The organism is uncultured Mobiluncus sp. (assembly GCF_963511525.1).
GTDB lineage: Bacteria > Actinomycetota > Actinomycetes > Actinomycetales > Actinomycetaceae > Mobiluncus.
In genome coordinates this window covers 211696-235711 of record NZ_CAUPIY010000003.1, presented here as the reverse complement: position 1 = coordinate 235711, position 24016 = coordinate 211696, and the positions used below count along the sequence as shown (strand labels likewise).

17 protein-coding genes are annotated in these 24016 nt (G+C 57.4%); 13 read left to right on the top strand and 4 right to left on the bottom strand.

The window, feature by feature from the left end; all coding sequences use genetic code 11:
- Nucleotides 1-276 precede the first annotated feature (276 nt).
- The 3 genes from RQ935_RS03995 (at nt 277) to RQ935_RS03985 (ending at nt 4605) form a co-directional block, all read left to right on the top strand.
- The gene (locus RQ935_RS03995; RefSeq protein ID WP_311497311.1) at nt 277-912 is read left to right on the top strand and encodes a hypothetical protein; all 636 of its coding nucleotides are present in this window, start codon (nt 277-279) and stop codon (nt 910-912) included.
- 98 nt (nt 913-1010) lie between these two features.
- The gene (locus RQ935_RS03990; protein WP_311497310.1) at nt 1011-3497 is read left to right on the top strand and encodes an RNA degradosome polyphosphate kinase; all 2487 of its coding nucleotides are present in this window, start codon (nt 1011-1013) and stop codon (nt 3495-3497) included.
- 118 nt (nt 3498-3615) lie between these two features.
- Nucleotides 3616-4605, top strand: coding sequence for an NUDIX domain-containing protein (locus RQ935_RS03985; RefSeq protein WP_311497309.1), 990 nt, complete (start codon nt 3616-3618; stop codon nt 4603-4605).
- A 74-nt stretch (nt 4606-4679) separates the two neighbouring features.
- On the opposite strand, the gene RQ935_RS03980 is transcribed toward RQ935_RS03985, so the two are convergent.
- Both RQ935_RS03980 and RQ935_RS03975 read right to left on the bottom strand, forming a co-directional pair.
- Complete coding sequence (locus RQ935_RS03980; protein ID WP_311497308.1) at nt 4680-5714, bottom strand: inorganic phosphate transporter; 1035 nt, start codon at nt 5712-5714, stop codon at nt 4680-4682.
- Between the two features lie 12 nt (nt 5715-5726).
- Nucleotides 5727-6347, bottom strand: coding sequence for a DUF47 family protein (locus tag RQ935_RS03975; RefSeq protein WP_311497307.1), 621 nt, complete (start codon nt 6345-6347; stop codon nt 5727-5729).
- 449 nt (nt 6348-6796) lie between these two features.
- Between RQ935_RS03975 and RQ935_RS03970 the strand changes: the two genes are divergently transcribed.
- The 10 genes from RQ935_RS03970 (at nt 6797) to feoB (ending at nt 20874) form a co-directional block, all read left to right on the top strand.
- Complete coding sequence (locus RQ935_RS03970; protein ID WP_311497306.1) at nt 6797-7747, top strand: beta-carotene 15,15'-monooxygenase; 951 nt, start codon at nt 6797-6799, stop codon at nt 7745-7747.
- 47 nt (nt 7748-7794) lie between these two features.
- Entirely contained in the window at nt 7795-8901 is a 1107-nt protein-coding gene (locus tag RQ935_RS03965; RefSeq protein WP_311497305.1) for a folate-binding protein, read from the top strand.
- Nucleotide 8902: 1 nt separating this feature from the next.
- Complete coding sequence (locus RQ935_RS03960; RefSeq protein ID WP_311497304.1) at nt 8903-9259, top strand: DUF2516 family protein; 357 nt, start codon at nt 8903-8905, stop codon at nt 9257-9259.
- A gap of 49 nt (nt 9260-9308) precedes the next feature.
- Entirely contained in the window at nt 9309-9791 is a 483-nt protein-coding gene (dtd, locus tag RQ935_RS03955) for a D-aminoacyl-tRNA deacylase (protein ID WP_311497303.1), read from the top strand.
- Between the two features lie 77 nt (nt 9792-9868).
- Entirely contained in the window at nt 9869-12523 is a 2655-nt protein-coding gene (locus RQ935_RS03950) for an ATP-dependent Clp protease ATP-binding subunit (RefSeq protein WP_311497302.1), read from the top strand.
- Nucleotides 12524-12702: 179 nt separating this feature from the next.
- On the top strand, nt 12703-13203 hold the full coding sequence (locus RQ935_RS03945; RefSeq protein WP_311497301.1) for a sigma-70 family RNA polymerase sigma factor: 501 nt from the start codon (nt 12703-12705) through the stop codon (nt 13201-13203).
- Nucleotides 13204-13359: 156 nt separating this feature from the next.
- Nucleotides 13360-15003 carry a hypothetical protein gene (locus RQ935_RS03940; RefSeq protein WP_311497300.1) on the top strand — a complete coding sequence of 548 codons (1644 nt, stop codon included), beginning with the start codon at nt 13360-13362 and terminating at the stop codon, nt 15001-15003.
- A 276-nt stretch (nt 15004-15279) separates the two neighbouring features.
- Nucleotides 15280-18012 carry a pyruvate, phosphate dikinase gene (ppdK, locus tag RQ935_RS03935; RefSeq protein ID WP_311497299.1) on the top strand — a complete coding sequence of 911 codons (2733 nt, stop codon included), beginning with the start codon at nt 15280-15282 and terminating at the stop codon, nt 18010-18012.
- 143 nt (nt 18013-18155) lie between these two features.
- A complete protein-coding gene (locus tag RQ935_RS03930) occupies nt 18156-18545 on the top strand; it encodes a FeoA family protein (RefSeq protein WP_311497298.1) in 390 nt (129 codons plus the stop codon).
- Between the two features lie 7 nt (nt 18546-18552).
- Nucleotides 18553-20874, top strand: coding sequence for a ferrous iron transport protein B (gene feoB / locus RQ935_RS03925; RefSeq protein ID WP_311497297.1), 2322 nt, complete (start codon nt 18553-18555; stop codon nt 20872-20874).
- Nucleotides 20875-21252: 378 nt separating this feature from the next.
- Here the strand turns inward: feoB and RQ935_RS03920 are convergent, their stop codons facing one another.
- Nucleotides 21253-22722 (bottom strand): alpha/beta fold hydrolase, encoded by a 1470-nt coding sequence (locus RQ935_RS03920; protein ID WP_311497296.1) that lies wholly within the window; start codon nt 22720-22722, stop codon nt 21253-21255.
- A gap of 135 nt (nt 22723-22857) precedes the next feature.
- Nucleotides 22858-23991 carry a homoserine O-acetyltransferase gene (locus RQ935_RS03915; protein ID WP_311497295.1) on the bottom strand — a complete coding sequence of 378 codons (1134 nt, stop codon included), beginning with the start codon at nt 23989-23991 and terminating at the stop codon, nt 22858-22860.
- Nucleotides 23992-24016: the final 25 nt, after the last annotated feature.

Here is a 24016-nt window from a genome sequence, read left to right as displayed (position 1 = left end):
AACTAAATGACGCACAACCTAACTTTCGCGCTCAAATTGACATGAGGCACCACGCTGAGCGGCTGGTTCGCTCCTGAAATCAGACCCCACAACGGATTGTCACGCAATCCTAGCCCTTACAGGCGCTTCTGGTGCGGGCTCTGTAGCTCTATGCCTGTTTGTCCCGTCATTACCAGTCAGGCACTGTTCGTGGGGAAAATACCTTCCGTGTTACCAAGTCCACACAAAATCCCGGGTGAACGAGGATAATTAAGGTGAATCGAACAGGGAGGAACCATGGAAACCAGGAAGCCGCGACGCCCGGCCATCATCGAACCAGAAACCTTGGAATACTTGGAAGGCGAGGAAGATCCGGCACTGTCCAGCGAATCAGCCCACACCTCGGCACGGATTTTGGTGAAATCCCCCAATGGGGAGTGGTCTGACCCCGATCCGGAAACCAAGGAACGACTCTTGAAACATATGCAGGATAACGGCGTAGACGAACTGGCCGAGCTGTGGTCGCGTTCCCCGGTCAATACTTTGCCGGGTGTTTTGTGGCGGCTCCTGCTGATAGACCAGTGGGTGAAACGTTACCCGGAAGGTGTAAATACGCGCTTTAAGCAGGGGTTGAATTCGCCGCGACTTTCTGAGTATCTTGATATCGAAGGGGCTCATTCCTTGGATTTTCCCGAATGGAAAAAACAGCTCGGACAAATCTTAGGGGGAAGCTTCGACGATAATTTCGCCGATTTTCTGGATACGTCTCAAGCTGTGCTGCGGGTGTTGGCAGCCAGCGAGTCGGTTTGGATGAAGGAAAATCCTCAGGACGTGCTGGCCAACGCGGTGACCCTGCGGGACAACGCATTGCTGGCTACTGCCGACGAGCTGCTAGATGCGGCGACCATGTATCGCGAAGGCCGCTTGGATTGACGACTGCGCCGCTCGCCGCACCCAGTGGTGGGACGGACAACTGTGCAAACCCAGGCAATACGTGAGCAAAAATAACTAAAAAGTTGAGGGGACATAAGGTGTCTGAGAACCAAGAAAACCAAGATACACAGGAAAACAATGAGACAGGAGTTCCGGCTCCTCCCCCCTTGCCCGGGGCAGAAAAGAAATCCCTCTTTGCGGGTGCTACCGCGGAGGAAATGTTCCCGAAAAAAGATTTGGATCCCGGTGGCTCCCAAGAATACGATGACGCGGACTTCACGGAACCGGATACGACTCGGGAGGAAAAACTGCCCGAGCATCTGCCGGACCCGGTAGTGATTGCCCGTGCGGATGGCTTGGGCTCGAAGGTGAAAAAGAACAAATCCTCAAAGAAAGCTGACCACAAGCCCCTGACACTAAAGAAAGAAGACGGGCTGACCCCGGACGGACTGCCGAAGCTACCCAAAGGGCGTTTCGCCGACCGGGAACTGTCCTGGCTCGCCTTTAACCAGCGTGTCTTTGAACAGGCCCAAGACCCGCGCCTGCACCTGTTGGAACGGGCGTGGTTCCTGACTATCTATTGTTCCAACTTGGACGAGTTCTATATGGTGCGGGTCGCGGGTCTGAAGCGCCGTATCGCCGCTGGGTTTGCGACGGTTTCCGCTTCCGGGTTGACGCCGCGTCAGCTGGAAGGCGAAATCAGCCGTCGCTCACACGAGATGACCGGCAACGTCTACCGTTATTTCCAAGACGAGATTCGCCCGGCTCTGGATAAAGCCGGTTTGGTCATCACCGACTGGGATAGCCTGAACGAAACCCATCACGAAATCCTGCACCGGTACTTCCGCAACCAGGTGTTTCCCATCCTGTCGCCGCTGGCAGTAGACCCGTCCCACCCCTTCCCCTACATCACCGGACTGTCGCTGAACCTGGCGATCATTGTGCGTAACCCCAACACTGGCAAAGAACACTTTGCGCGTATCAAGGTGCCGCCTATCCTGCCGCGTTTCGTGGCGGTGACCGAAAACGGGGTCGAGAATGACCCCTCGAACGTAATTTTGGCGGGGGAAAAGGTCAACTTTGTCCCCATTGAACAGATAATTTCCGCACACCTCGACCACTTGTTCCCCGGTATGGAAATCAAAGAAGCCCATGAGTTCAGGGTGACCCGTAACGAAGATCTGGAAGTCGAGGAGGACGACGCGGAAAATATTTTGACCGCGATGGAATCCGAACTCGCGAAGCGGCGTTTCGGGCCGGCGGTACGTCTGGAAGTGGCGGAATCCATGCCGGCGCTCCTGCTGGATTTCTTAAAAGAAAACCTTGAAATCGGGACTTCCGACGTGTTCCGGCTGCCTGCGCCGCTGGACTTGCGCGGTCTCAATGACCTGCATGACCTGGATATTCCCCAGCTCAAATACCCTCCGTATGTTCCCGTGACGCCGAGCGGGCTGGCCGAGAAAGAATCATCGAAAACCTCGGATATTTTCAGCTCCATTCGCGACCACGATGTGCTGATACACCTTCCGTATGATTCTTTCGCCACCTCGGTGCAGCAATTTATCGTGCAGGCAGCTCAAGATCCGAACGTTTTGGCAATCAAACAGACCCTGTACCGAACTTCGGGCGATTCCCCGATCGTCCAGGCTCTGATTGACGCGGCCCGTGCCGGGAAACAGGTCGTGGCCATCGTCGAGATTAAGGCGCGTTTCGATGAGGAAGCCAACATCGGCTGGGCTCGCAAGATGGAACGCGCCGGGGTTCACGTGGTTTACGGCTTGGTGGGTCTCAAGACGCACTGCAAGCTGTGTCTGGTGGTACGTCAAGAACCCGACGGGATGCATCGCTACTGTCACGTGGGCACCGGTAACTACCACCCCAAGACCGCTCGCGGCTACGAGGACCTGGGTCTGCTGACCGATGATCGCGAGGTCGCCCAGGACCTGACCCGTCTGTTCAACCAGCTCAGCGGATACGCGCCGCGTTCGACATTCCACCGTTTGCTGGTCGCGCCTCGCTCTATTCGTGACGGCTTGATTGAGCGGATAAACCGCGAAATTGCCAACAAGAAAGCGGGCAAGAAAGCGGGAATCCTGTTCAAAATCAACTCGATTGTGGACGAGCGTTTGACGGATGCACTCTATCGGGCTTCCCAAGCGGGGGTTCCGGTGATGGTCCAGGTCCGCGGCATTTGTTCCATTAAGCCGGGCATCCCCGGTCTGAGCGATAACATTCGGGTCGTTTCTATCCTGGGACGATTCTTGGAGCACTCGCGGGTCTATGCGTTTAAGAATGACGGAGACCCAGAAGTGTGGATTGGTTCCGCGGACCTGATGCACCGTAACTTGGATCGCCGCGTTGAAGCGCTGGTAAAAATCGTGGACCCGGAGCAGATTCAATATTTGGTTGATCTGGTCAAACACGGCATGGCAGAAACTACCGCTTCGTGGCGGTTGATGCCTGACCAGCAGTGGGTGCGGGTCAATACGAATGAGGCCGGGCTGCGTCTGGAGGACATCCAGGAAACTTTGATGAACCGTGCCTCCTCGCGAGTGTCGGGACGCGGCGGCGTCTCCCGGCATTGAGGTCTGCGTGCCACGGCATTCGAGTGAGGCAACGAGCCGGTCGCGGCCGCCTCGGTACGGTGCGCAAAAGCTCGGTTGGTAAGGTTTACAGAGTTGGGTACACAGAAAAGGGAAGGTAATGAGTAAAGTTCTGGCTGCCGGCGGGGTGGTTTGGCGAGGCGGGGAACTGCGTCCGGCCTTGGAGGGCGCACCCACCCAAGCCCCTTATGAATTTTTGGTCGTCCACCGGCCAAAGTACGATGACTGGTCCCTGCCGAAGGGAAAACTGGAACCCGGCGAACTGCTGCCGGCCTGTGCAGTGCGGGAAATTGCCGAAGAAACCGGGGTGCAAGTATGCCTGGGGCCCCAGCTCGGCCTCACGACTTACCCGGTGGAGGGTGTCGATAAACAAGTCACGTACTGGTTGGCTCAGGTGCGCCACAGTGCGGCGATACTGGCTCGGCCCTACGTGGAACCGGCCTCGCCACACGAGATAAACGAGGTTCGTTGGGTCAACCAGGCCCAAGCGCAGGAACTGTTAACCCAAGAATATGACCGCAATCTGGTGACGCAAGCGGAGCAATGCCTGCGACAGGGTTGGGGAGACTCGACTCCCGTTATGTTGGTGCGCCACGGAAAAGCCAAGAATCGTCTGAAGTGGAAGACCGATGATTCGCTGCGTCCTTTGAAAAAACGCGGTAAGCGCCAGGCTGTGGCGCTGGCCTCCACCCTGAGCGCTTTCGGGATTTCCCGACTGTTCTGTTCGCCGTGGAAACGTTGCGAGCAAACGATACGCCCGTACTTGAAAGCCAGCGGGATTAGGTGTGAATACCCCGATGTGTTGAGCGAAGACGGCTTCGCCGCTAATCCTTATGGCGGGTTGGAACTGTTGCGCGCACAGCTCCAGGCAGCCCCCACGGAAGGTCCGACCGTCCTGTGTTCCCATGCCCCGGTCCTGATTCCACTGATTCGGGCTTTGGGAAACGATTTCTTAGAAGAAACCCTGATACCTCTGGAAACCGGGGAGTCCTTGATCGTTCACGTAATCTCAGACGCTGAGGGTAGCCCGAAACTCATTGCCGCCGAGCGCGCGAAAGCTGAACCCCCCGTCGGGTACGCGCTGGATTAATGTGATTTTTCGGTAATCACGAGTCCGCCCGCCCGGTTTTTCGGGTTCGTGCGGTTGTCGGTGGGCGGCGCTGTCTAAATCCGGAACAAGAATTCCAACAGGGTGTAGACCGCGGCAGCTACCGCGGCGGCGGCGGGAAGAGTCAGAACCCAAGCCACCACAATGTTTCCGGCCGTTCCCCAGCGCACTGCGGAGAGTCTGCGGGTCGCGCCCACTCCCATGATGGCGGTGGTTACGGTATGAGTGGTGGAAATCGGGGCGTGCCAAATGAAAGCCGTGAAGTACAGGACCCCCGCGGCAACCGTTTCGGAAACAAAACCGTTGGCCGGATCGACATGAATCACCCTCGAACCCAAGGTTTTCATGATGCGAAACCCGCCTACGAAGGTGCCGGCCGCAATGGCCATAGCTGCCGCCAACTTGACCCACAGAGGAATCGGGTCGTCCAAATCGACGTGACCGGAAGCTACCAGAGCAATGAAAATGACCCCCATGGTCTTTTGAGCATCCTGCAAACCGTGACCCAAGGCTAGTGCGGCGGAAGAAAACTTTTGACCAACCCGGAATTTACGCATGGTCCGGCGGTAAGCCAGGTTCTTCATAGACACCATGACCAGGCTCATCAGCAGGTAAGCAAAAGTGAAGCCGATGAGCGGGGAAACCACCATCGGAATCAGGACGTGAGAAGTAATTGTCGCCCAGTTCACCGTGACGCCCGCGGCCAAACCCGCTCCCGCCAAGCCGCCAATCAGCGCGTGTGAGGACGAGGAAGGCAGCCCGAAATACCAGGTAATAACGTTCCAGCAAATGGCCCCGATGAGGCCTCCAAGAATAATCAACAGGCCGTGGGCTCTTTCGGCGTGGGAAACCGCCGTAGCGTATCCTGACATATCAATGATTCCAGAACCGATGGTTTTCGCCACTTCAGTTCCCAGCAGTGACCCCACCAAGTTCATGACTGCAGCCATAGCTAAAGCGGTGCGCGGTGCCCAAGCCCGCGTGGAAATAGCGGTGGCAATGGCGTTAGCAGCATCGTGGAAACCATTAGTGAAATCAAAGACAACTGCGATGATAACGACACAAACAACCAGTACCAGAGAAATGTCCATGCGGGAGCACCCTCAAGATTCCTTAATCGCAATACCCTCGACCAGAGCAGCCAGATGCTCGAAAGCATCGCAGGCATCCTCAAGTCTTTCGGTGATGTCTTTCAGTTTGATAACTGCTATCGGGTCAGGATTGTTATTGACAATGTCAGACAGACAGTGCATATAAATCTGGTCGGCTTGATTCTCTAAGCGATTGACTTCCACCCAGTATTCGCGTAACTCGTCCAAAGTTTTCAGCCGAGGCATGGCTTTGGCTGTAACCGCGGCGCACTTTTGGAGGATAGCCGCCTGTTTGTGCAAGCATTCGGGGAGCTCCTGGAGCTGATAGACCACGATGAGGTTCCCGGCTTCGTCAATCAAATCCATGCAGTCATCGAGCCGGTAAGCCAGTTCGCTGAGGTCGTCGCGATCCAGGGGGGTGACGAAAGTCTGGTTAATTTTGTTCATGAACGCGTGGGTCAAATCATCGGAGGAATTCTCTACCGCGTGTAAGTCGTTGCGCTCGGCGTCGCGCTGTTCGGGCGGGAGCGCCATCAGCTTTGCCAAGATATAGGCACCTTCAATCAGGTTACCGGCAATTTCGGTGAGCTGCTCGAAAAATCCCTCGTCTTTGGCGCGATGGAACAGGCCCATTTTTCACCCTTCTTTGTGATGGATTCGGCAAACCTGGCGACCCGGATAGACGGTTTCGATAGTCCCGGCGGGGCCTTCCTGGTTACCTCTGTTTACTCTATCCGTTTGGAACCAACATTGTAAAAACGGTGTAAATTCCTGGGTAAAGTCAGGGTCGTAAACGGTGGTGCCAGGAACTTTGTCAGGTTAAAGGGGAGTTAAAAAGTAAATTAAGTAAAATCTCGAGACAACGTCTTGCTGGTGTGGTAACTTAAATATAAGACATCGATGTCCGTAGAAGCCCCGGGCTCCATATACTGCCGCTACGAGCGGCCTTCGCGCCGACAGGCGCTTTACGGTTTCGGTGTCGTTGAAGGCTCCGCACGTCGGAGCCTTCAAAGTTTAACCCTCTCGGAACCGGTGAAATGGGCTGTTCCTGAGAACTGCCGAACTTATGAGAGAATCGGAACATGACTTCCCAGCCCAACGCGGAAATACCGGACCCTTCGCTGACCGATACGGTAAAAATTACGCGCCGCGTGCGGCGGGAGGAACACCAGGCCGAAAAGATTGAAAAGCTACCGAAAGTTCCCGAGTCCCTGATGGGGCGAGTTATCTGTGCCCACCCCGAGATTATTACCGCCCTGGCTGCTCTGGGGATGTCCCTGATTTTTGTGCTTCCTTCGGATTTCCTGACCGTAGCTGCGGCCATCGCGGTAGTGTGTTTCGCTTTTGGCTGGGCGCACCTGGCGCATCTTCCTGCCCCGCGGGCATCTTTCATCCTGTTGACCATCTTCGGGGTGTTGGCTTTGCTGACGGGGAGAATCTTTGAAGATTTCTCGATAGTGGCTGAAGTCGTGGGCTTGGGAGTCATTGGGGCTTTCATCGCGGAAATGGTACGTCGCCCCCGGCAGGATTTGCTGAACTCAGCAGCGGGTAACGCGGCCGGAATTCTTATCGTCTCCACCGCCGGGGCTTGGGTCATGCTGGAGTCGGAAGCGCTGTGGTATTTCCTGTTGGTGCCCGGGGCAGTTACCCTCATCGGAGGGTGTATCGGCATGGCGATGAGCGCCAACTGGCAGCTGAAATGGAGAGTTTTCGCGGGAATTCTGTTCTCGGTAATTTTCGGTTTGGCAGCCGGGGCAGCCATCCTCGTGATGGAAGGAACCGCGCGGGATCAGATGGTGCTCTTCGCGGGAGGACACCTCCCCAGCTTGACCGTGGCTCTGGTTTCCGGGCTGCTGTTGGGAGTGGTGTATGGAATCGCGTTCTCGTCACTGACCGTACTTTTCAGCGGTGACCTGGCTCCGTCAACAGTTTCGGCCGCGGTGAGTCAGGCTTTCATTCCGGTTTTGGCTGCGTCTGTCCCGCTCTATATTCTGGCGCGGCTTTTAGTAGGGGAGGGCCCTACACTTGCTTGAGGGATGTTTCTCACGTTTGCGTCCAAAGCGGTGAATAGGGGGTAAAAATGCAGGTGACGTACCCGAGTATCGAACGGACCTGGCCGGGAGCGGCCTTAGATGCGGGCTGGAATCATGGCCTCGAACTGCTCGAAGGCAGTGGCTACGCCAAGATTCCCTTGGGAGTGTTGAAAGTTTCCGGGTCGGATCGCTGGGCTTGGCTGAACTCTGTCAGCACCCAGGACTTTTCCAACTGGGAGCCTGCGGCGCCGCGTGAAGCCCTCATTCTCGACCCCACCGGACACATTGAGTTGAGCTTTTTCGCCGTCGATGATGGTAGTGCCGTGTGGATTTTGACTGAAGAGCCGGGGGGCGCCACTGAGTTTTTCCGCTCGATGCGGTTTCGTTCCCGCGTTGAGATTGTCGATGTGAGCGCGGACTTTGCGGTCTTGGGCTATCTGAAAACCGGGGACGAGGATTCTCGAGCAGCCCGGTTCTGGAGCGAACACAGTCGCGTGACTTGGGTTGATCCGTGGCCCGGTCCGGTGGGAAACACGACTGTCTTTACCGCTGCGGGCGTAAGACATCCGGGAGACGACCCCGCCGCCTCGCACCGCGAACTGGCGGTGGTTTCACGTTTAGACCTCCCGACGCTAGAGGCAAAAGCAACAGCGAGCGCGCTGGTGGAAGCAGACTGGGGTGCTTGGGAAGCCGTGAGAATTTCCCTGTGGCGCCCCCGTTTGGGCCGCGAGGGCAAGCCGGGGACCCTCCCTCATGAGTTGGACTGGCTGCGCGTCGCCGTCAGTTTGCAAAAAGGCTGCTATCCCGGTCAAGAAACCGTGGCGAAACTGACCAACCGGGGTCGTCCTCCGCGCCGACTCACATTCTTGGATTTAGATGGGTCACGTGAGGAGCTGCCGCCCATAGGTTCCCCCCTCACATTGGAGTCTGACGGCTCCGAAGTTGGGGTGCTGACCTCGGCGGCGTACCACCCTACGGACGGTCAAATCGGTCTGGGCTTGGTCAAACGCCAGGTTGACCCCGCGGAAATGTTGCTGGTGGAGGGGATGCGCGCCGCCCAAAGCGTCATCGTGGATCCGAGCGGGGAAAACCCGCGCCGCCTGGACGACAGCCAACTGGGCGGTTTACTGGGATTGAAAGCGAGGAAACAATAGAATGTCGACAATTTTCGCGACCATAAACTCGGTGCAAACGGTGCTGGTGCTGGGATTGGTCCTGGTCGTGGTGGGAATGAGCCTGTATGCCTTGATACACGCCCTGACCACCCCAGCCCAAGCTTTTCCGGCGGAAGGCAAACGAACTCGCAACTTTTGGGCTTTGTTGAACCTGCTGGCGCTGGTGATTTCCTTCCTGGGGCTGACGCCTAACGCTTTCGTCGGCTTGTTCGGGGTCCTGATGGCGCTAATCATTCCGGCCGTTTACCTGGCCGATGTGCGTCCCGCCGTGGCTTCGTGGCGCCGGCGGGGCAAGAACTCGCGAGGAACCGGCCAACGCCCCCCCACGCCCTGGTGAACTCGGGACAGACCGGACAAAACGGCACAGAACAGGAAAGGGAAAATCAATGCGGGCAGTGATTCAGCGTGTCACGGGCGCAAAGTGCATGGTTAACGGGGATGTTACCGGCGAATTTACGGGTCCCGGGCTGGTGGTGCTGTTGGGGGTCACGCATACCGATGGCACGGCACAGGTCGAAAAAATGGCGCGCAAGATTGCGAATCTGCGCATTTTTGACGCTCCCGGTGCTTACGATCCGGCTGGTGGGTCTGAGAAACTTTCCCAAGCGCGTGGCGCGGAAGTGTCCGCGATCCAGCTGGGTCTGCCGGTGCTGCTAATCAGCCAGTTCACGCTCTACGGAGACGCTCACAAGGGCAATCGACCCTCGTGGGTGGCGGCGGCACCGGGAGAGGTGGCCCAACCGCTGGTTGACGCGGTGGGGGCGGCACTACAGGACCAGGGTATGCGGGTAGAACAGGGAATTTTCGGAGCGGACATGAAAGTCAGTTTCACCAATGACGGGCCTTTCACGATTCTGTTGGAAGTGTGAATTAGCCGGTAGTGAACACGGTCGCGTTTTCGCGGCGCGGGGGCATAAATTGGTAGCGAGTATAAAAGGGAGTGCGTATGTTTGAAAGATTTACCGACCGAGCCCGCCGGGTGGTGGTGTTAGCCCAAGACGAGGCCCGCCGACTGAACCAAAACTACATCGGTACCGAGCACCTGCTGCTGGGTCTAATCCACGAGGGTGACGGTATCGCGGCGCGGGCTTTGGAAACGATGGGTATCTCGCTGGAGGCCGTGCGCGCTCAGGTCATTGAGATTATCGGTGAGGGCGAGCAGCCCACCACCGGCCATATCCCCTTTACTCCGCGCGCCCGCAAGGTGCTGGAGTTTTCTATGCGCGAGGCTCTGCAGCTGGGACACAACTACATCGGTACCGAACATATCCTGCTGGGGCTGCTGCGGGAAGGCGACGGGGTCGCCGCCCAAGTCCTCATCAAACTCGGTGCTGACCTGAACAATGTGCGCCAGACTGTAATCGAACTGCTCTCCGGTTACCAAGGCGGCCAGACTCAACAGAGCGGTCGCGATACTGTGGGCGTCGGTGGCGGACGGGCGGATAACCCCAACGCTGGGGGTAACTCGGCGATTTTGGACCAGTTCGGACGCAACCTCACCCAGGCAGCACGCGAGTCCAAACTTGACCCGGTCATCGGGCGCACCAAGGAAATGGAACGTGTCATGCAAATCCTGTCCCGGCGCACCAAGAACAATCCGGTCTTGGTCGGCGAACCCGGCGTGGGCAAAACCGCCGTGGTGGAAGGCCTGGCCCAGGGCATTGTCCGCGGCGACGTACCGGAAACCTTGAAAGATAAACAGATTTATTCCCTGGATATGGGTTCGTTGGTGGCGGGTTCGCGCTACCGCGGCGACTTCGAAGAGCGTCTCAAGAAGGTGCTGAAGGAAATCCGCACTCGCGGGGACATCATCTTGTTCATCGATGAGATTCATACCCTGGTTGGCGCGGGTGCGGCGGAAGGCGCGATCGACGCTGCCTCGATTTTGAAACCGATGCTGGCGCGCGGTGAGTTGCAGACTATCGGCGCCACCACCATTGACGAATACCGCAAGTACATTGAGAAAGATTCCGCTCTGGAACGCCGTTTCCAGCCAGTAAAGGTCGAAGAACCCAGTGTGGAAGAGACCGTTGCCATTCTCAAGGGGCTGCGGGACCGCTATGAGTCCCATCACCGGGTCATGATTACTGACGCGGCCCTCGCTTCCGCGGCGCAGCTCGCTGACCGCTACGTGTCAGACAGATTCTTGCCGGATAAGGCGATTGACCTGGTTGACGAGGCTGGGGCGCGTTTACGTATCAAGCGGATGACGGCGCCCCCGGAGCTGAAGGAAGTTGACGAAAAAATCGCCAAGGCGCGCCAAGCGAAAGAGGCCGCCATTGACGCCCAGGACTTCGAAAAGGCTGCGCAGCTGCGTGACGAAGAAAAGAATCTGACCGAAGAACGCGCGGCGAAGGAATCCCAGTGGCGCCAAGGCGAAGACACCTCCGAGTCGGTAGTTGACGAGGAACAAATCGCCGAGGTTTTGGCGATGGCCACCGGCATTCCGGTGTTCAAGCTCACTCAGGCAGAATCCTCGAAGCTGCTGCGGATGGAAGACGAACTGCACAAGCGCATCATTGGCCAGGACGAAGCGGTCAAAGCGGTGTCTCAGTCCATTCGCCGCACTCGTGCTGGTTTGAAAGACCCGAAGCGTCCCGGCGGCTCGTTTGTGTTCGCCGGCCCGACCGGGGTGGGCAAAACCGAGCTCGCCAAGGCACTGGCGGAGTTCCTCTTTGGAGACGAGAACGCCCTGGTCCAGCTGGATATGTCAGAGTTCTCGGAGAAGCATACGGCCTCTCGGTTGTTCGGTTCGCCTCCGGGCTACGTCGGCTACGACGAGGGCGGTCAGCTCACCGAAAAGGTGCGCCGCAAGCCCTTCAGCGTAGTGCTGTTCGACGAAGTGGAAAAGGCTCACCCGGACATCTTTAACAGCTTGCTGCAGGTGTTGGAAGAGGGTCACCTCACCGATTCGCAAGGTCGCCTGGTCGACTTTAAGAACACCATCATCATTATGACCACAAACCTCGGCACTCGTGAAATCAATAAGGGTGTGCTGACCGGTTTCCAGGCCAGCGGCGAGCTGTCCACGGACTATCAGCGGATGAAGGGCAAGGTTCAGGAAGAGCTGAAACAGCACTTCCGGCCCGAGTTCCTCAACCGTGTGGATGAAATCGTAGTGTTCCCGCAGCTTGAGAAGGGCGAAATCCTCCAGATTGTTGATTTGATGGTCGCCAAGCTCGACGACCGGATGCTGGATCAGGGCATGGCTTTACAGCTGACTCCCGCAGCGCGAGCTCTGCTGGCGCACAAGGGCTTCGACAAGACGTTGGGGGCTCGTCCGTTGCGTCGGGCGGTACAGCGCGAAATCGAAGATGTCCTGTCTGAAAAGATTTTGTTCTCTGAACTGCGCGAAGGTCAGACCGTCACGGTTGACGTCGAGCCGAAGTTCATCAAGCACGAATCTGCGGACAAGGTCAACGGGACGGATTGGGAGTTCACTGACGATGCCGAGTTTAAGTTTACCGGCGAGGACGGTCTGCCTGAAGGGCGGGCGCAACAGCGCCGCAAGCTCGAAGACGTGACCGCGGCAACGATTCGGGAAGCTGAACTGGCTGCCAAGGAAGCGGAAGAATCCCCGGAAAAGGAACCTGCTTCCTAGACTCTTTCGAAACCAACTCGCGGGTCCGCCTCGGCGGGCCCGCGAGGCGTTTAACCCCAACTTCGGGTCTGGTTCTTTTAGATTCGAATCAGTGATGGGTTCATGGTTGAGCGCGTTACGGGGTATATTCGTATGAGTTAACTATTTCGTTGCACAGCGTCAAGGGAGAGGCCGAACCTATGTCCACCGCTATCCACGATGAACAGTGGTTTGAGCGGGTATTTGCTGAACACAGCACGGCTATAGTGCGGTTCCTTTATCGACGCGGGGCCTATAGTGATGCCGAGGACTTAGCCGCGGAAGTTTTCACCGTGATGTGGAAGAAAAAAACCGAGGTTCCCGATGGCGCTGAACTGCCCTGGCTGTACAAAACCGCGGGCCTGACTTTGGCTAATTGGTATCGCAAAAAGAAATCCCTGCCCATGGGAGATAACCAGGAAAACCTGGACTCCACCGATTTTTCCGATCCGGCTCAACTCGTCGTGGAGGACCATGGGATGCGAGCGGCTCTGCTGAGCCTCAGTGAGCGCGATCGCGAGATTATCTTGGCGGTTGCTTGGGAAGGTTTGAGCGGCAATGCTTTGGCACAGTACTTGGGAGTGAGTCGTTCGGCAGCGGATGCGGCGTTATCGCGAGCACGGAAACGGCTGGAGGAAGCGATTGAAAAAAATACTTCTTAGGAAAGTGTAAGAAACGCCAGGCCGGTTACATGTATAGGTTGCAAGGTCGAAACTGCGCCGGGCCTGAGGACGGTTTCGACCAGCCAAGTTTTAATAAATAAGAACGACGAAGCGCGGTGATCACAACGATTATCGCTCAAAAAGAAGGACAGGGAAGTGGAAAACCACAAAAACGAGATGAGCGGGCTGGAAGCTCTGCGCTCACTCGACCCTGCCCAAAATCTGCCCGTAGATTTGGATTCTTTGCGCGCTAAGGTCGCTGCTCAGATGGAATCCGAAGGGTTGACGTTTGCAGTCCAACCGCCTGCACACGTGGTTGCGGTGGAAACCGCGGATACCCAAGCCCCGGTGGCGGAAGTCGTGTCTTTGGCGATGCGTCGTCACACGCTGGCAGTGCGGCGCAACTGGCTGGTTGGTTTGAGCGCGGCCGCGGCTGCGACGGTGGTTGGTTTCACTGGGTGGAGCGTGCTTTCCCCCGGCGAACCGGGTGAAGTGCCCAATCAGGACGACGGTGTCGTGATTACGGATGGGCCGATTATTACCGCCGCGGGTTCTGAGATTATGGTGCCCGGAGCTAGTCAGCGCTTGGAAAAGGTCGGCGATGTTGAGTTTGTAGCGGCGGGCAATTTTTCCACTGTTCCCACCAAAGCCCCGATTTCACGGGTGGGTAAGGGAGCCAGCGTTTCCGCTGATCAAGTTCAGAAGGTCGCGAATTCATTGAGTATGCGAGGTTCCGTTAAAAGGAACAGCTCCGGCTTTACCGTCACTGACACTAAAGGGGCGACTTTGACGGTCACTGTGGGGCAGCTGACCTCTTTGAGTTTTGATAACCCCTCCGCGGTGCGGATGGAATGTGTACCGGTGAAACCCGGAGATGGCACGGTGGAGTTGCCCAATCCCGACGCGACCCAGAATCCGACCGGGAACTCTACTCCCGACTCCGGCAAAACTCCGGCTCCGAATACCCCGACCACTCCCAGTACCACGCCGTCGGAACCTAGTGACCCGACTGAGCCGACCTCTACGCCGACTCCGAAGTGGACCCCAACTCCAACGGAGACCCCGACCGAGACTGTTCCCCCGGCGGTGCGCCCGGACAGTCCAGAACCGAGCCCTTCCAATACAAAAGGAGCTACACGCAACGTCGACACCGCTGACACCACCAACTTGCCTGGCGCAGTGGTAGAGATTGGTCAGCTGCAAGTGCTGGTGATAGTGACCCAAACCACGGATTCTTCCGGATCTTCGCCGGCAGAATCTGTCGATCCGCAGGCGACCAAGAATCCCTCGCCCGGCCCGACTCCTTGTGTAATGAAAGTGGCAGGAAACGCCCCCTCTTCTGAGAAAGCTATCGCCCAAGTTGAGAAAGTAGCGGCTTCCTTGGGAGCCACCGTGATGAGCAGTGCGGCGGGAACCACTCAGAAAGACGGTCTGACCACGGTGAGCGTCCCGGTTAAGATGCCCGGTCAGTCGCAGGCACAAAACTGGAAGGCTGTCGTTTCAGAATCCGGGGTGGCTTCGATTCGCGCCAATCTGGGTAAAGAAACAAAGATTGGCGAGTACAAGGTCATCTCTGAGGCTCAGGCTGTTCAGCGCCTCAATGACCCGAAGTATGGTCCTTTGGATGTGCGCAACCAGCAGGGGCTGCCAGCTACGATTGACGGTCGCATCGACTTGGTCAGTGCCCGGCTGATTAGCCAGCCAGTCAAGCAAAAGGACGGTTCCATCCTGGACATGCCGGTCTATCTGTTGACCGACGCCCAAGGGCGGGTCTGGACCGTCTCGGCAGTGGCGGAATAGGCCTCATACAAAACCTTTTATATCTGTTCCTTTCATTCAGCAGGTTCCTCTACCGTTTTCGGGAGGGGAACCTGCTGTGTTTTCCCGCATCCCCGTTTCACAGCACGGCTAGGGGGATGATTCAACCGGTGAGGACGTAATCGTACCCGGGCTTGGAACGCGGCTAGACCTGTGAGGGGACGCAAATAGGGCGGTGTGAGTGAGGAAGGAAATATTGCTAGGATAGTTTTGGCGCGTAGTGCGCAGATTGTTTCGAAAAAGTTGGAGGCTTAACACATGCCCAAATTCGTTTACCGTTTTGCAGAAGGCAACAAGGATCAAAAGGACCTGTTGGGTGGCAAGGGTGCAAACCTGGCGGAGATGAGCAACCTCGGGTTGCCGGTACCCCCGGGATTTACGATTACTACCGATGCCTGCCGGGCTTACCTGAAGGAAGGCAAAGTCCCGGAGGAAACTACCGTGCAGGTCACCAAGGCTTTGCGTGAGGTGGAAGAAACCGTTGGCCGTGAGTTGGGGGCGCCGGAGTATCCGCTGTTGGTATCGGTGCGTTCCGGCGCAAAGTTCTCTATGCCCGGCATGATGGAAACCGTTTTGAACGTCGGTCTGAACGACAAATCCGTGGAAGGCTTGGCAAAGATTGCCGGTAGCGACCGTTTCGCTTGGGACTCTTACCGTCGCTTGATTCAAATGTTCGGCAAGACCGTACAGGACATTGATGGAGACCTGTTCTCTGACGCGCTGGAAAACATGAAAAAGAACCGCGGAGCTAAGGCAGACACCGACTTGAATGCCAGTGACCTGAAAGAACTCACCGCGCAGTTCAAAGAAATCGTTGAGGAGCAAACCGGCAAGCCGTTCCCGCAGGATCCGCGCACGCAGATGGACATGGCGATTGAAGCCGTGTTCCGTTCCTGGAACTCTGAACGGGCCCGTATCTACCGTCGCCGCGAGCGGATCCCCCACGACTTGGGCACCGCAGTCAACATTGTGACCATGGTGTTCGGCAACATGGGCGAGGACTCCGGCACCGGGGTGTGCTTCACCCGTGACCCCTCCTCGGGCCGTCCAGGGGTGTATGGCGACATCCTCATGAACGCTCAAGGCGAAGACGTGGTGGCCGGTATTCGAAACACCGAAACCCTGAAAGACCTGGAGGGACACGACAAAAAGTCCTATGACGAACTGTTGGGTATCATGCGGAAGCTCGAAACCCACTACGAAGATATGTGCGATATCGAGTTCACCATCGAACGCGGCAAGTTGTGGATGCTGCAGGTGCGTGTGGGCAAACGTACCCCGGCCGCGGCTTTCCGAATCGCCACGCAGCTGGTTGACGAAGGCTTGATTACCACCGATGAAGCCCTGCTGAGGGTCACCGGTGAACAGCTGCAAAACTTGATGTTCCCGATGTTTGACATGTCCGGTAAGCCGGAGGTGTTCACCAAGGGCATGGCGGCGTCTCCCGGCGCCGCAGTGGGCAAGATTGTGTTTGATAACGATGCTGCCGAGGCCTCCGCTGATGCGGGAGTGCCGTGTATCCTGGTGCGTCGCGAGACGAACCCCGACGACCTGCGGGGCATGGTTGCGGCTGCGGGCGTTTTGACCAGCCGCGGCGGCAAGACTTCCCACGCCGCTGTGGTGGCTCGCGGTATGGGCAAGACCTGTGTGGTCGGGGCGGAAACCATCGTGGTTGACCAAGCCGCCAAGACTGCTACCGTAGGGGACACTGTCCTGCACGAGGGGGATGAAATCTCCATTGACGGCGGTACCGGCGAGGTGTTCCTCGGTGCTGTTCCGGTGCAGGATTCGCCTGTCACCACTTACCTTTCTCACGGTCTGCAGGCCGGTTTGGATGCTTCGGCCACCGAAGATGAGAAAGACTTGATTAAGGCAGTCGACCGCTTGATGACCCACGCTGATGAAGTTCGCCGCCTGGTGGTGCGCACTAACGCCGACACCCCGGCGGACACCCAGCGGGCTTTGGACTTTGGTGCGGAAGGCATCGGCTTGTGCCGTACCGAACATATGTTCCTCGGCGATCGTCGTCCCCTGGTAGAGAAACTCATTCTCTCCCCAGAAGGGTCCGAGGAACGTCAACGTGCCCTGGACGCCTTGGAGCCGCTCCAAAAGGGCGACTTTAAGGAAATGCTTAAGATTATGGACGGCAAGCATATGACCGTTCGTCTCATTGACCCGCCGCTGCACGAGTTCCTGCCGGACTTGACGACTCTGGAAATTAAGAACGCGGTGGCGAAAGCTCAGGGCGGGGCGCTCTCGGAGGAAGACCAACATATGTTGGAGGCCGTGCGCCGGATGCATGAGGAAAACCCGATGCTGGGTCTGCGCGGCGTCCGCTTGGGTATTTACCTGCCGGGCTTGTTTAAGATGCAGATGAAGGCGCTGGTTTCGGCGGCTTGTGAGCTAAAGAAAGACGGCTTGAATCCGCATCCTGAGATTATGGTTCCGCTGATTGGTTCCATTCGTGAGCTCCAGCTGGTGCGCGATGAAGCCGAAGAAATCATTGCCCAGGTTCAGGGCGAATACGGCGTTACCTTTGATGTTCCGGTGGGTTGCATGATTGAGCTGCCGCGCGCCGCCATGACCGCTGACACCATCGCCAAGGAAGCCGAGTTCTTTAGCTTTGGTACCAACGACCTGACCCAAACCACTTGGGGATTCAGCCGTGACGACGTGGAAGGCGTGTTCTTCCCGCAGTACGTGGAAGCCGGAATCTTCGGGGTCTCCCCGTTCGAATCCATCGATACCCACGGGGTGGGCCGCGTTGTCGCCGAAGGCGTGAAGCGCGGACGTTCCACCAAGCCGAATCTGCCGATGGGTATCTGTGGTGAGCACGGCGGCGATCCGATTTCGATTCACTTCTTCCACCAGGTCGGACTGGATTACGTGTCCTGTTCGCCGTTCCGGGTACCGGTGGCGCGTCTCGAGGCGGGTCGTGCTGCCGCGGAGCATCTGAAGTGGGACGAGTCCGCTACACAGGGCGTCGAGTAGTCCGTAGCATCCCTTTTAAATAAACCGCATTTTTGGTGCCGGGTTCCGTCAAGGGCCCGGTACCAGCGGTTTTAGTGAGGATGGGTTTTAATAACGCAAGACAATTGTTGAAAAAAGATTTTAGCTAGGTTAGGCTTAGTTTCGTGAAATTGTGTGAATGTCCTGTTGGGGTTCCCATGATTATGGTGGATTTGGGGTGCGATACCAGATTCTGTGGGCGGATTCACGAGCTGGGTCTGCGTCCGGGGACGCGTTTCACGGTCACGCAAAAGGGTGCTTTCGGGGGTCGTGTTTTGTTCGTACGCGGAACTCGGTTGGCGGTAGACCGCGGTTTTGCCCGGTCCGCCTTGGTGCGGCCCTGTATCCAGTTTGCGCAGAAGCTCGGTTTGGACCAGGAAAAGGCCGCCCTCGAGGCCGCGTTGGCTCTCCACGACCTTTCGCCGCAGTTCGAGCCACGTTTGGCGGTCTGCGGTATCACCGCAAACTGTGAGGGCTCCCCGAAAGATATCCCCGCGGCGGAAAACGGAGAGTAAACATCCGATGAGCTGCCCCAAATGTAATCCGCTGCCGCCCAAATCTGCTGATGGCTCAACCGCAACAGCCGCCACGCACGCACATCGTGTCTACCTGCCCAAGCGCGATACCACTAACGTGGTCTTGGTAGGAAACCCCAACGTGGGGAAATCTTCGCTGTTTAACGCCCTGACCGGAATGCATCAAACGGTCGTAAATGCGCCCGGAACCACGGTGGAAGTCTTTACCGGTTTCAATAAGTCGTTGGGCGTGCGGTTTATCGACACTCCCGGAACATACTCGCTGGTGCCCAACTCTCCTGACGAGTCTGTGGTGGTACAAACGCTGGCGGGACAGCCCGGTTCGATAACCGACATCGGACGCGACGACGGAGGAATCGACCTGGTCGTAACCCTCTTAGATGCCAGCGCGTTGTCGCGCTCCTTGTACCTGTTGGCTCAGGTAGCCCAGACCGGTCTGCCGGTTGCGGTCATCCTGACCATGCAGGACGTCGCCACTCAAAGCGACGAGGCTATTGATGCGGATAATCTTTCCTGTCTGCTGGGAGTCCCCGTGGCGACGGTGAACCCGCGTACCGGCGAAGGCCTGCGTGACGCGACGCAGCTGATTGCGTTGGCGTTACGGAATCCGACTTACCTCAGCGGTTTGCCCTGGGATAAACATGCTCCCGGCTATAACCCGGCGGCAGTCGTGGCGGCGAAAGCCTCGCTGTCCCAGACTTCCGAGTCGGTTGAGGCCAATGCGGAAAGTGGTTTATCGGTTGCCAATCTCTCCAACCCCTGCGGCGGGACAAATTGTCAACCGTGTCAACCTTCGGGTCGCCCTCTTCCAGAGCTAATCACCAAACCGATAGAAGAAACCCAGCGGGCGGCTTTGCTGTTTGATTGGATTGAAAATATCGAATCCGGTCTGCGTCAAGAACGTATCGAAGTTCCGCGGGCGACGCGTTCGGACAAAGTCGATCGAGTGCTGCTCAATCCTTTATCTGGAACACTACTTTTCATGTTGGCTATGTACGTGGTGTTCTGGCTGGCTAATACGTTCGCCGCGATTTTCCAAGACCCCCTGGAGGGGATTTTCGATGCTGTCGGCGGTTGGGACTTCACAATTCCTGCCAGATTGCTAAAGCTGCCATTTACCTCCATCGGAGTTCCCGGCCAGGATATTACAGTGTTTCATGCCCCGTCTCTAGCCGATGGGGTGTTGACTTGGTTGACGTGGATGGGCTGGGATAACCCGGTTCTGCAGGGTTTATTGGTAAACGGCTTGCTCACCGGCGTGGGGGTCGTACTATCTTTCGCCCCGCTGATGCTGGTCATGTTCGCTGCCATAGCCGTCATGGAGGATTCCGGCTATATGGCTCGTGTCGCTTTCCTGGGCGACCGCATGATGCGTGCCATTGGCTTAGACGGACGCGTCATTATGCCCTTCATCGTGGGCTTTGGCTGTAACCTTCCCACTTTGGCGGCGCTGCGTACCGTTCCGGATTCCCGTCAACGCATGATGGCGGTCATCCTCACCCCCTACATAACCTGTTCGGCACGCATGATTGTCTATATGTTTATCGCGCAGGTGTTCTTTGGTACTCATGCCACCGAAGTGGTGTGGTTGATGTACTTCCTTTCTATAGTCATGGTGGTCTTGGGAGGGCTGCTGCTGCGTCCGCTGTTCATGCGCGACTCTACCGGCGCGCCGCTGATGCTGGTTCTCCCCGCCTACCAGACTCCCCGAGGCATCATCTTGGCTCGTTCGGCTCTGCAGCGCACCTGGGCTTTCATCAAGGGCGCAGGCAAGGTCATCGTAGTGATGACCATCGTGATTTGGTTCCTAATGGTTACGCCCGTTACTGGCGAGGGCCGCTTCGGGGATTCCCTGCCGGCCAACGAATCTGCCTACGGAGTGGCGGCTTCGACAATAGCCCCAGTTTTTGCTCCCGCCGGTTTCGGTGACTGGCACCTAACGGGATCGCTGATAACCGGATTCGTCGCGAAAGAAACTATGCTGGGCGCACTAGCGGCCACCTACACCGATGCGGATATTTCCGACCAAGACGTAGCCGCCGCTCAAGACGAGGGGAATCCCACTCCGACGATGCGTGAACTGACCCGCGAAACGTTCATCGATTCCGCGGGCTCCGCAGCGGCGGCCCCCGTGGCCGCTCTGGCATTCCTGATTTTTGTTTTGACCTATACCCCCTGCCTGGCTACTGTCGCCGAACAGTGGCGTCAGCTCGGGGCGCGACGCGTCCTTGCGGCGGTAGGAGGACAACTGGTCATCGCCTGGCTGCTCGCGGTAGCAGTGTTCCAAGTTGGCCGCATTTTTGTCTGAGGTAAGCTTATGAACAGCGCCGATGGCCCTAAATCCCCAACGCCCGCTGCGGGCGGAGCACCACGGAGCGCACCCAGTGAATCTCGTGCCGCAATTTTTATCGACTCCCTGTGTCAAGGTTCCACGTTCCTAGCTGCGGTGGGACGCAGTGGGCTGAGTAGAGAACACGGACAGTTGCTCTTGGAGCATCTGCGCCGCACTGGACTGTTGGCAGACCGAAATAACTCGCTAAACGTGTCTTGTGCTCAGGGGGCTTGCGCACCGGGGGACCTGACCGCTGTGAGCAACCAGCAGCGCCTCCGCTGTGTCGGCTGTCCCTTAAGTCTGATTTAAATAAGGATATCTATCCAGGTAGTAAGCATCTGGGTGCAGATTTGCTTATTTGCTGAGGATGCCGGAGCGAGCTATCCAGGCTGCGACTTCCGCGAAAAACTCGGCGCGTTCCAAAGGCTGGGACAGGGTCAGGTCATGCAAACCGGACATTTGACGCAGCGTTAATCCGCCGCCCACCTGACCGTAGAGGGTATTAATCCGTTCTTCGATGAGATTGCCATTCAATACCGTGTCGGTGTGGCGAGCCGCCTCACTCCAGTCTACAAGTGCAGTTTTATAGAGGGTTTCCTGCTCAGAAGCATTGCCTTTGCCCAGAATAGCCTTTGACATGGTTGACCAATATAGGCGGTGTTTTAACAGGTTCTGATGCAGAGCTGACATTCCGGCAGATTTCCGTCTCTGAGCCATTAGCTGGTCAACCCGGGCAATCTCAGGATGATAAAAATCGTCCGGGTCATGCGCTGCGGTCAGGCACAGCACCGGCTGGTTGGAAAAACTAGCATGATCCACCAACCACTGCTGGGTGCTGAGGATGGCAGAGAGCCATCCAAATAGAATGGGTGCACCGTTGTTAATGCGCCATTGCGGGTTCGTCACCCAACCGTGCACCGACGGATCGTTTCTAAATGGAACCAAGCGACGAGGCAGGGGAGAACCGATAGTGGCATATCCCATCAGAGAATCTTGGTAAACCGTAGACCCGGGGCCGAGCATCGGTACGTGCAGTCCCCGCAGATACTTCGCAATGATGTTGCGCACCGTATTCCCACCGGGAATTCCCGATACGTCTTGCACTACCCAGGGAGAGATAAATATGAGGCCGTCATAGGCATTGTGGTGCCGGGATGCCCACCCGGAAACTACCGCACCCCCGTTGGAATGGCCCATCACGACTACAGGCAAATCAGGATGCTCCTGACGGGCGGTGGCGATGGCCCAATCCAACTCCCGGTCGTAGGTGGTGTAATCGTCCTCGTAACAGTTGAAGGGAATAATGCCCGACTGACGCGGCATATTGCGACCGTAACGGTGCAGGTCAATCGCGTAAAACGCGGCACCTAGATGGGCCATCATGCGGGCTAGGTGGGCTTGATAAAAATAGTCATTCCAGCCGTGGACATAGACGGCAATAAATTGCGGAGCTGAGGGTGCATCAAGCTCATCAACAACTTCAATTTCGCGACCCCGCAGCTCGGAAGTTAGGTAATCCTGCAGGTAATCCAGGTTTCGAGCGGGTGAATCGTCCCACTGTGCCGCCGCGTCAAAATGATTGTGGTAGCTCCCGGCACGCTGCTGCGGGCTAGCTGAGGGCGGGAGGATCCGGAAACTGCCTTGATTGAGACCCCCACCTGGTTTCACGTTAACCGGAACTACGCGGTCGGGCAACTGTGATTTTGGATCCTCTGCGGGAGTGTAGCGCACCAAGGTAGCAGAGCGCGGGGAAATCTGATCAGGTTCTAACTGGAGTTTAGCGGCGCCAAATCCGGGTCCCAGTACGTCAGGCAGGTATCGCATTCTCAAATTCTAACGCGACCGGTGTGGCGCGGCGGGACAATGGCTGATTTCCCAAGGCTGTGGCGCTAACACATTGTGGCCGAAGCGTTAGCTGACAGGGCGCTGAGTCAGCCCATCATTAGCCAGAGGAGTGACCTAAGCGGCGAGGAACTCACCGATGGCCTGGCCGACAGGTTCGTTTTCAATCAAGAAACCATCATGACCGGAATCGGAATGAATGATGACCGCCTCGCTGCGACGAGTCAGACGCGCCAGCTGCTGCGTTTGGGAAGGGTAAAACAGCCGGTCAGAGTCTACTCCCAAGGCCAGGACGCGAGCCTGCACCCGAGAGAGCGCGACTTCTAAACCGCCCCGGCCTCGCCCCACGTCGTGAGTCAGCATTGAGCGAGTCAGCGCCAGGTAGGACCCGGCATCAAAGCGTTTCGCCAACTTCACCCCGTGATAGTCCAGGTAAGACTGCACAGCCAAACGGCCTCCCGAGAGCGGATCTTCACGGTAGCCCGGATCGCGCCCGAACCGCTCCTGCAGTTCCTTGGGTGAACGGTACGTAGTGTGTGCCACTTCCCGCGCCAAAGCTAACCCACGGAATGGCCCCTGACCGGGGGGATTATCGTAATAGTCGCCGTTGCGAAAATTCGTGTCCAGTTCCAGCACGTGCATCTGCACATGGCACCAAGCAGCCTGTTCAGCGGTGGTGGCGCAGCCGGTAGCCACCGCCACCAGCCGCTCCACCTGTTCGGGATAAGTCACCGCCCACTCCAGTGCCCGGTGTCCCCCGTGCGAACAGCCGATGACCGCAAACCAGCGAGGAATACCGAGCTGATCCATGAGGATTTTTTCCGCCGCCACCTGATCGCGGGTCGTCAGCAGGGGAAAACGTGACCCCCAGGCGCGCCCGTTCGGGGCCAAGCTGGCGGGGCCGGTCGAACCTTGACAACCACCTAAAACGTTGGGACAAACCACAAACCACCGATTCGTATCCACCGCGGCACCGGGCCCGACGACCTCGTTCCACCATCCTGGTGTGACGTGGCCCGGCCCGTCTTCACCGTACACATGAGAATCTCCGGTGAGAGCGTGATTGATGAGGATAGCGTTGGACTTGTCCGCATTCAAAGTGCCGAAAGTTTCAAAGGCGAGCCGAGCGCCTGGCAGGGCTGACCCGCCCTCCAGCTTCAGCATTCCCAGTGCCGCAAACTGGCGGTTTCCTTTGGGGTCAGTGGGTTTCCAAGCTCCACTGACCGGTATCAACTCACTCGTTTCGGGCATCGCTATCCTTAGGCTCGACGGTTTT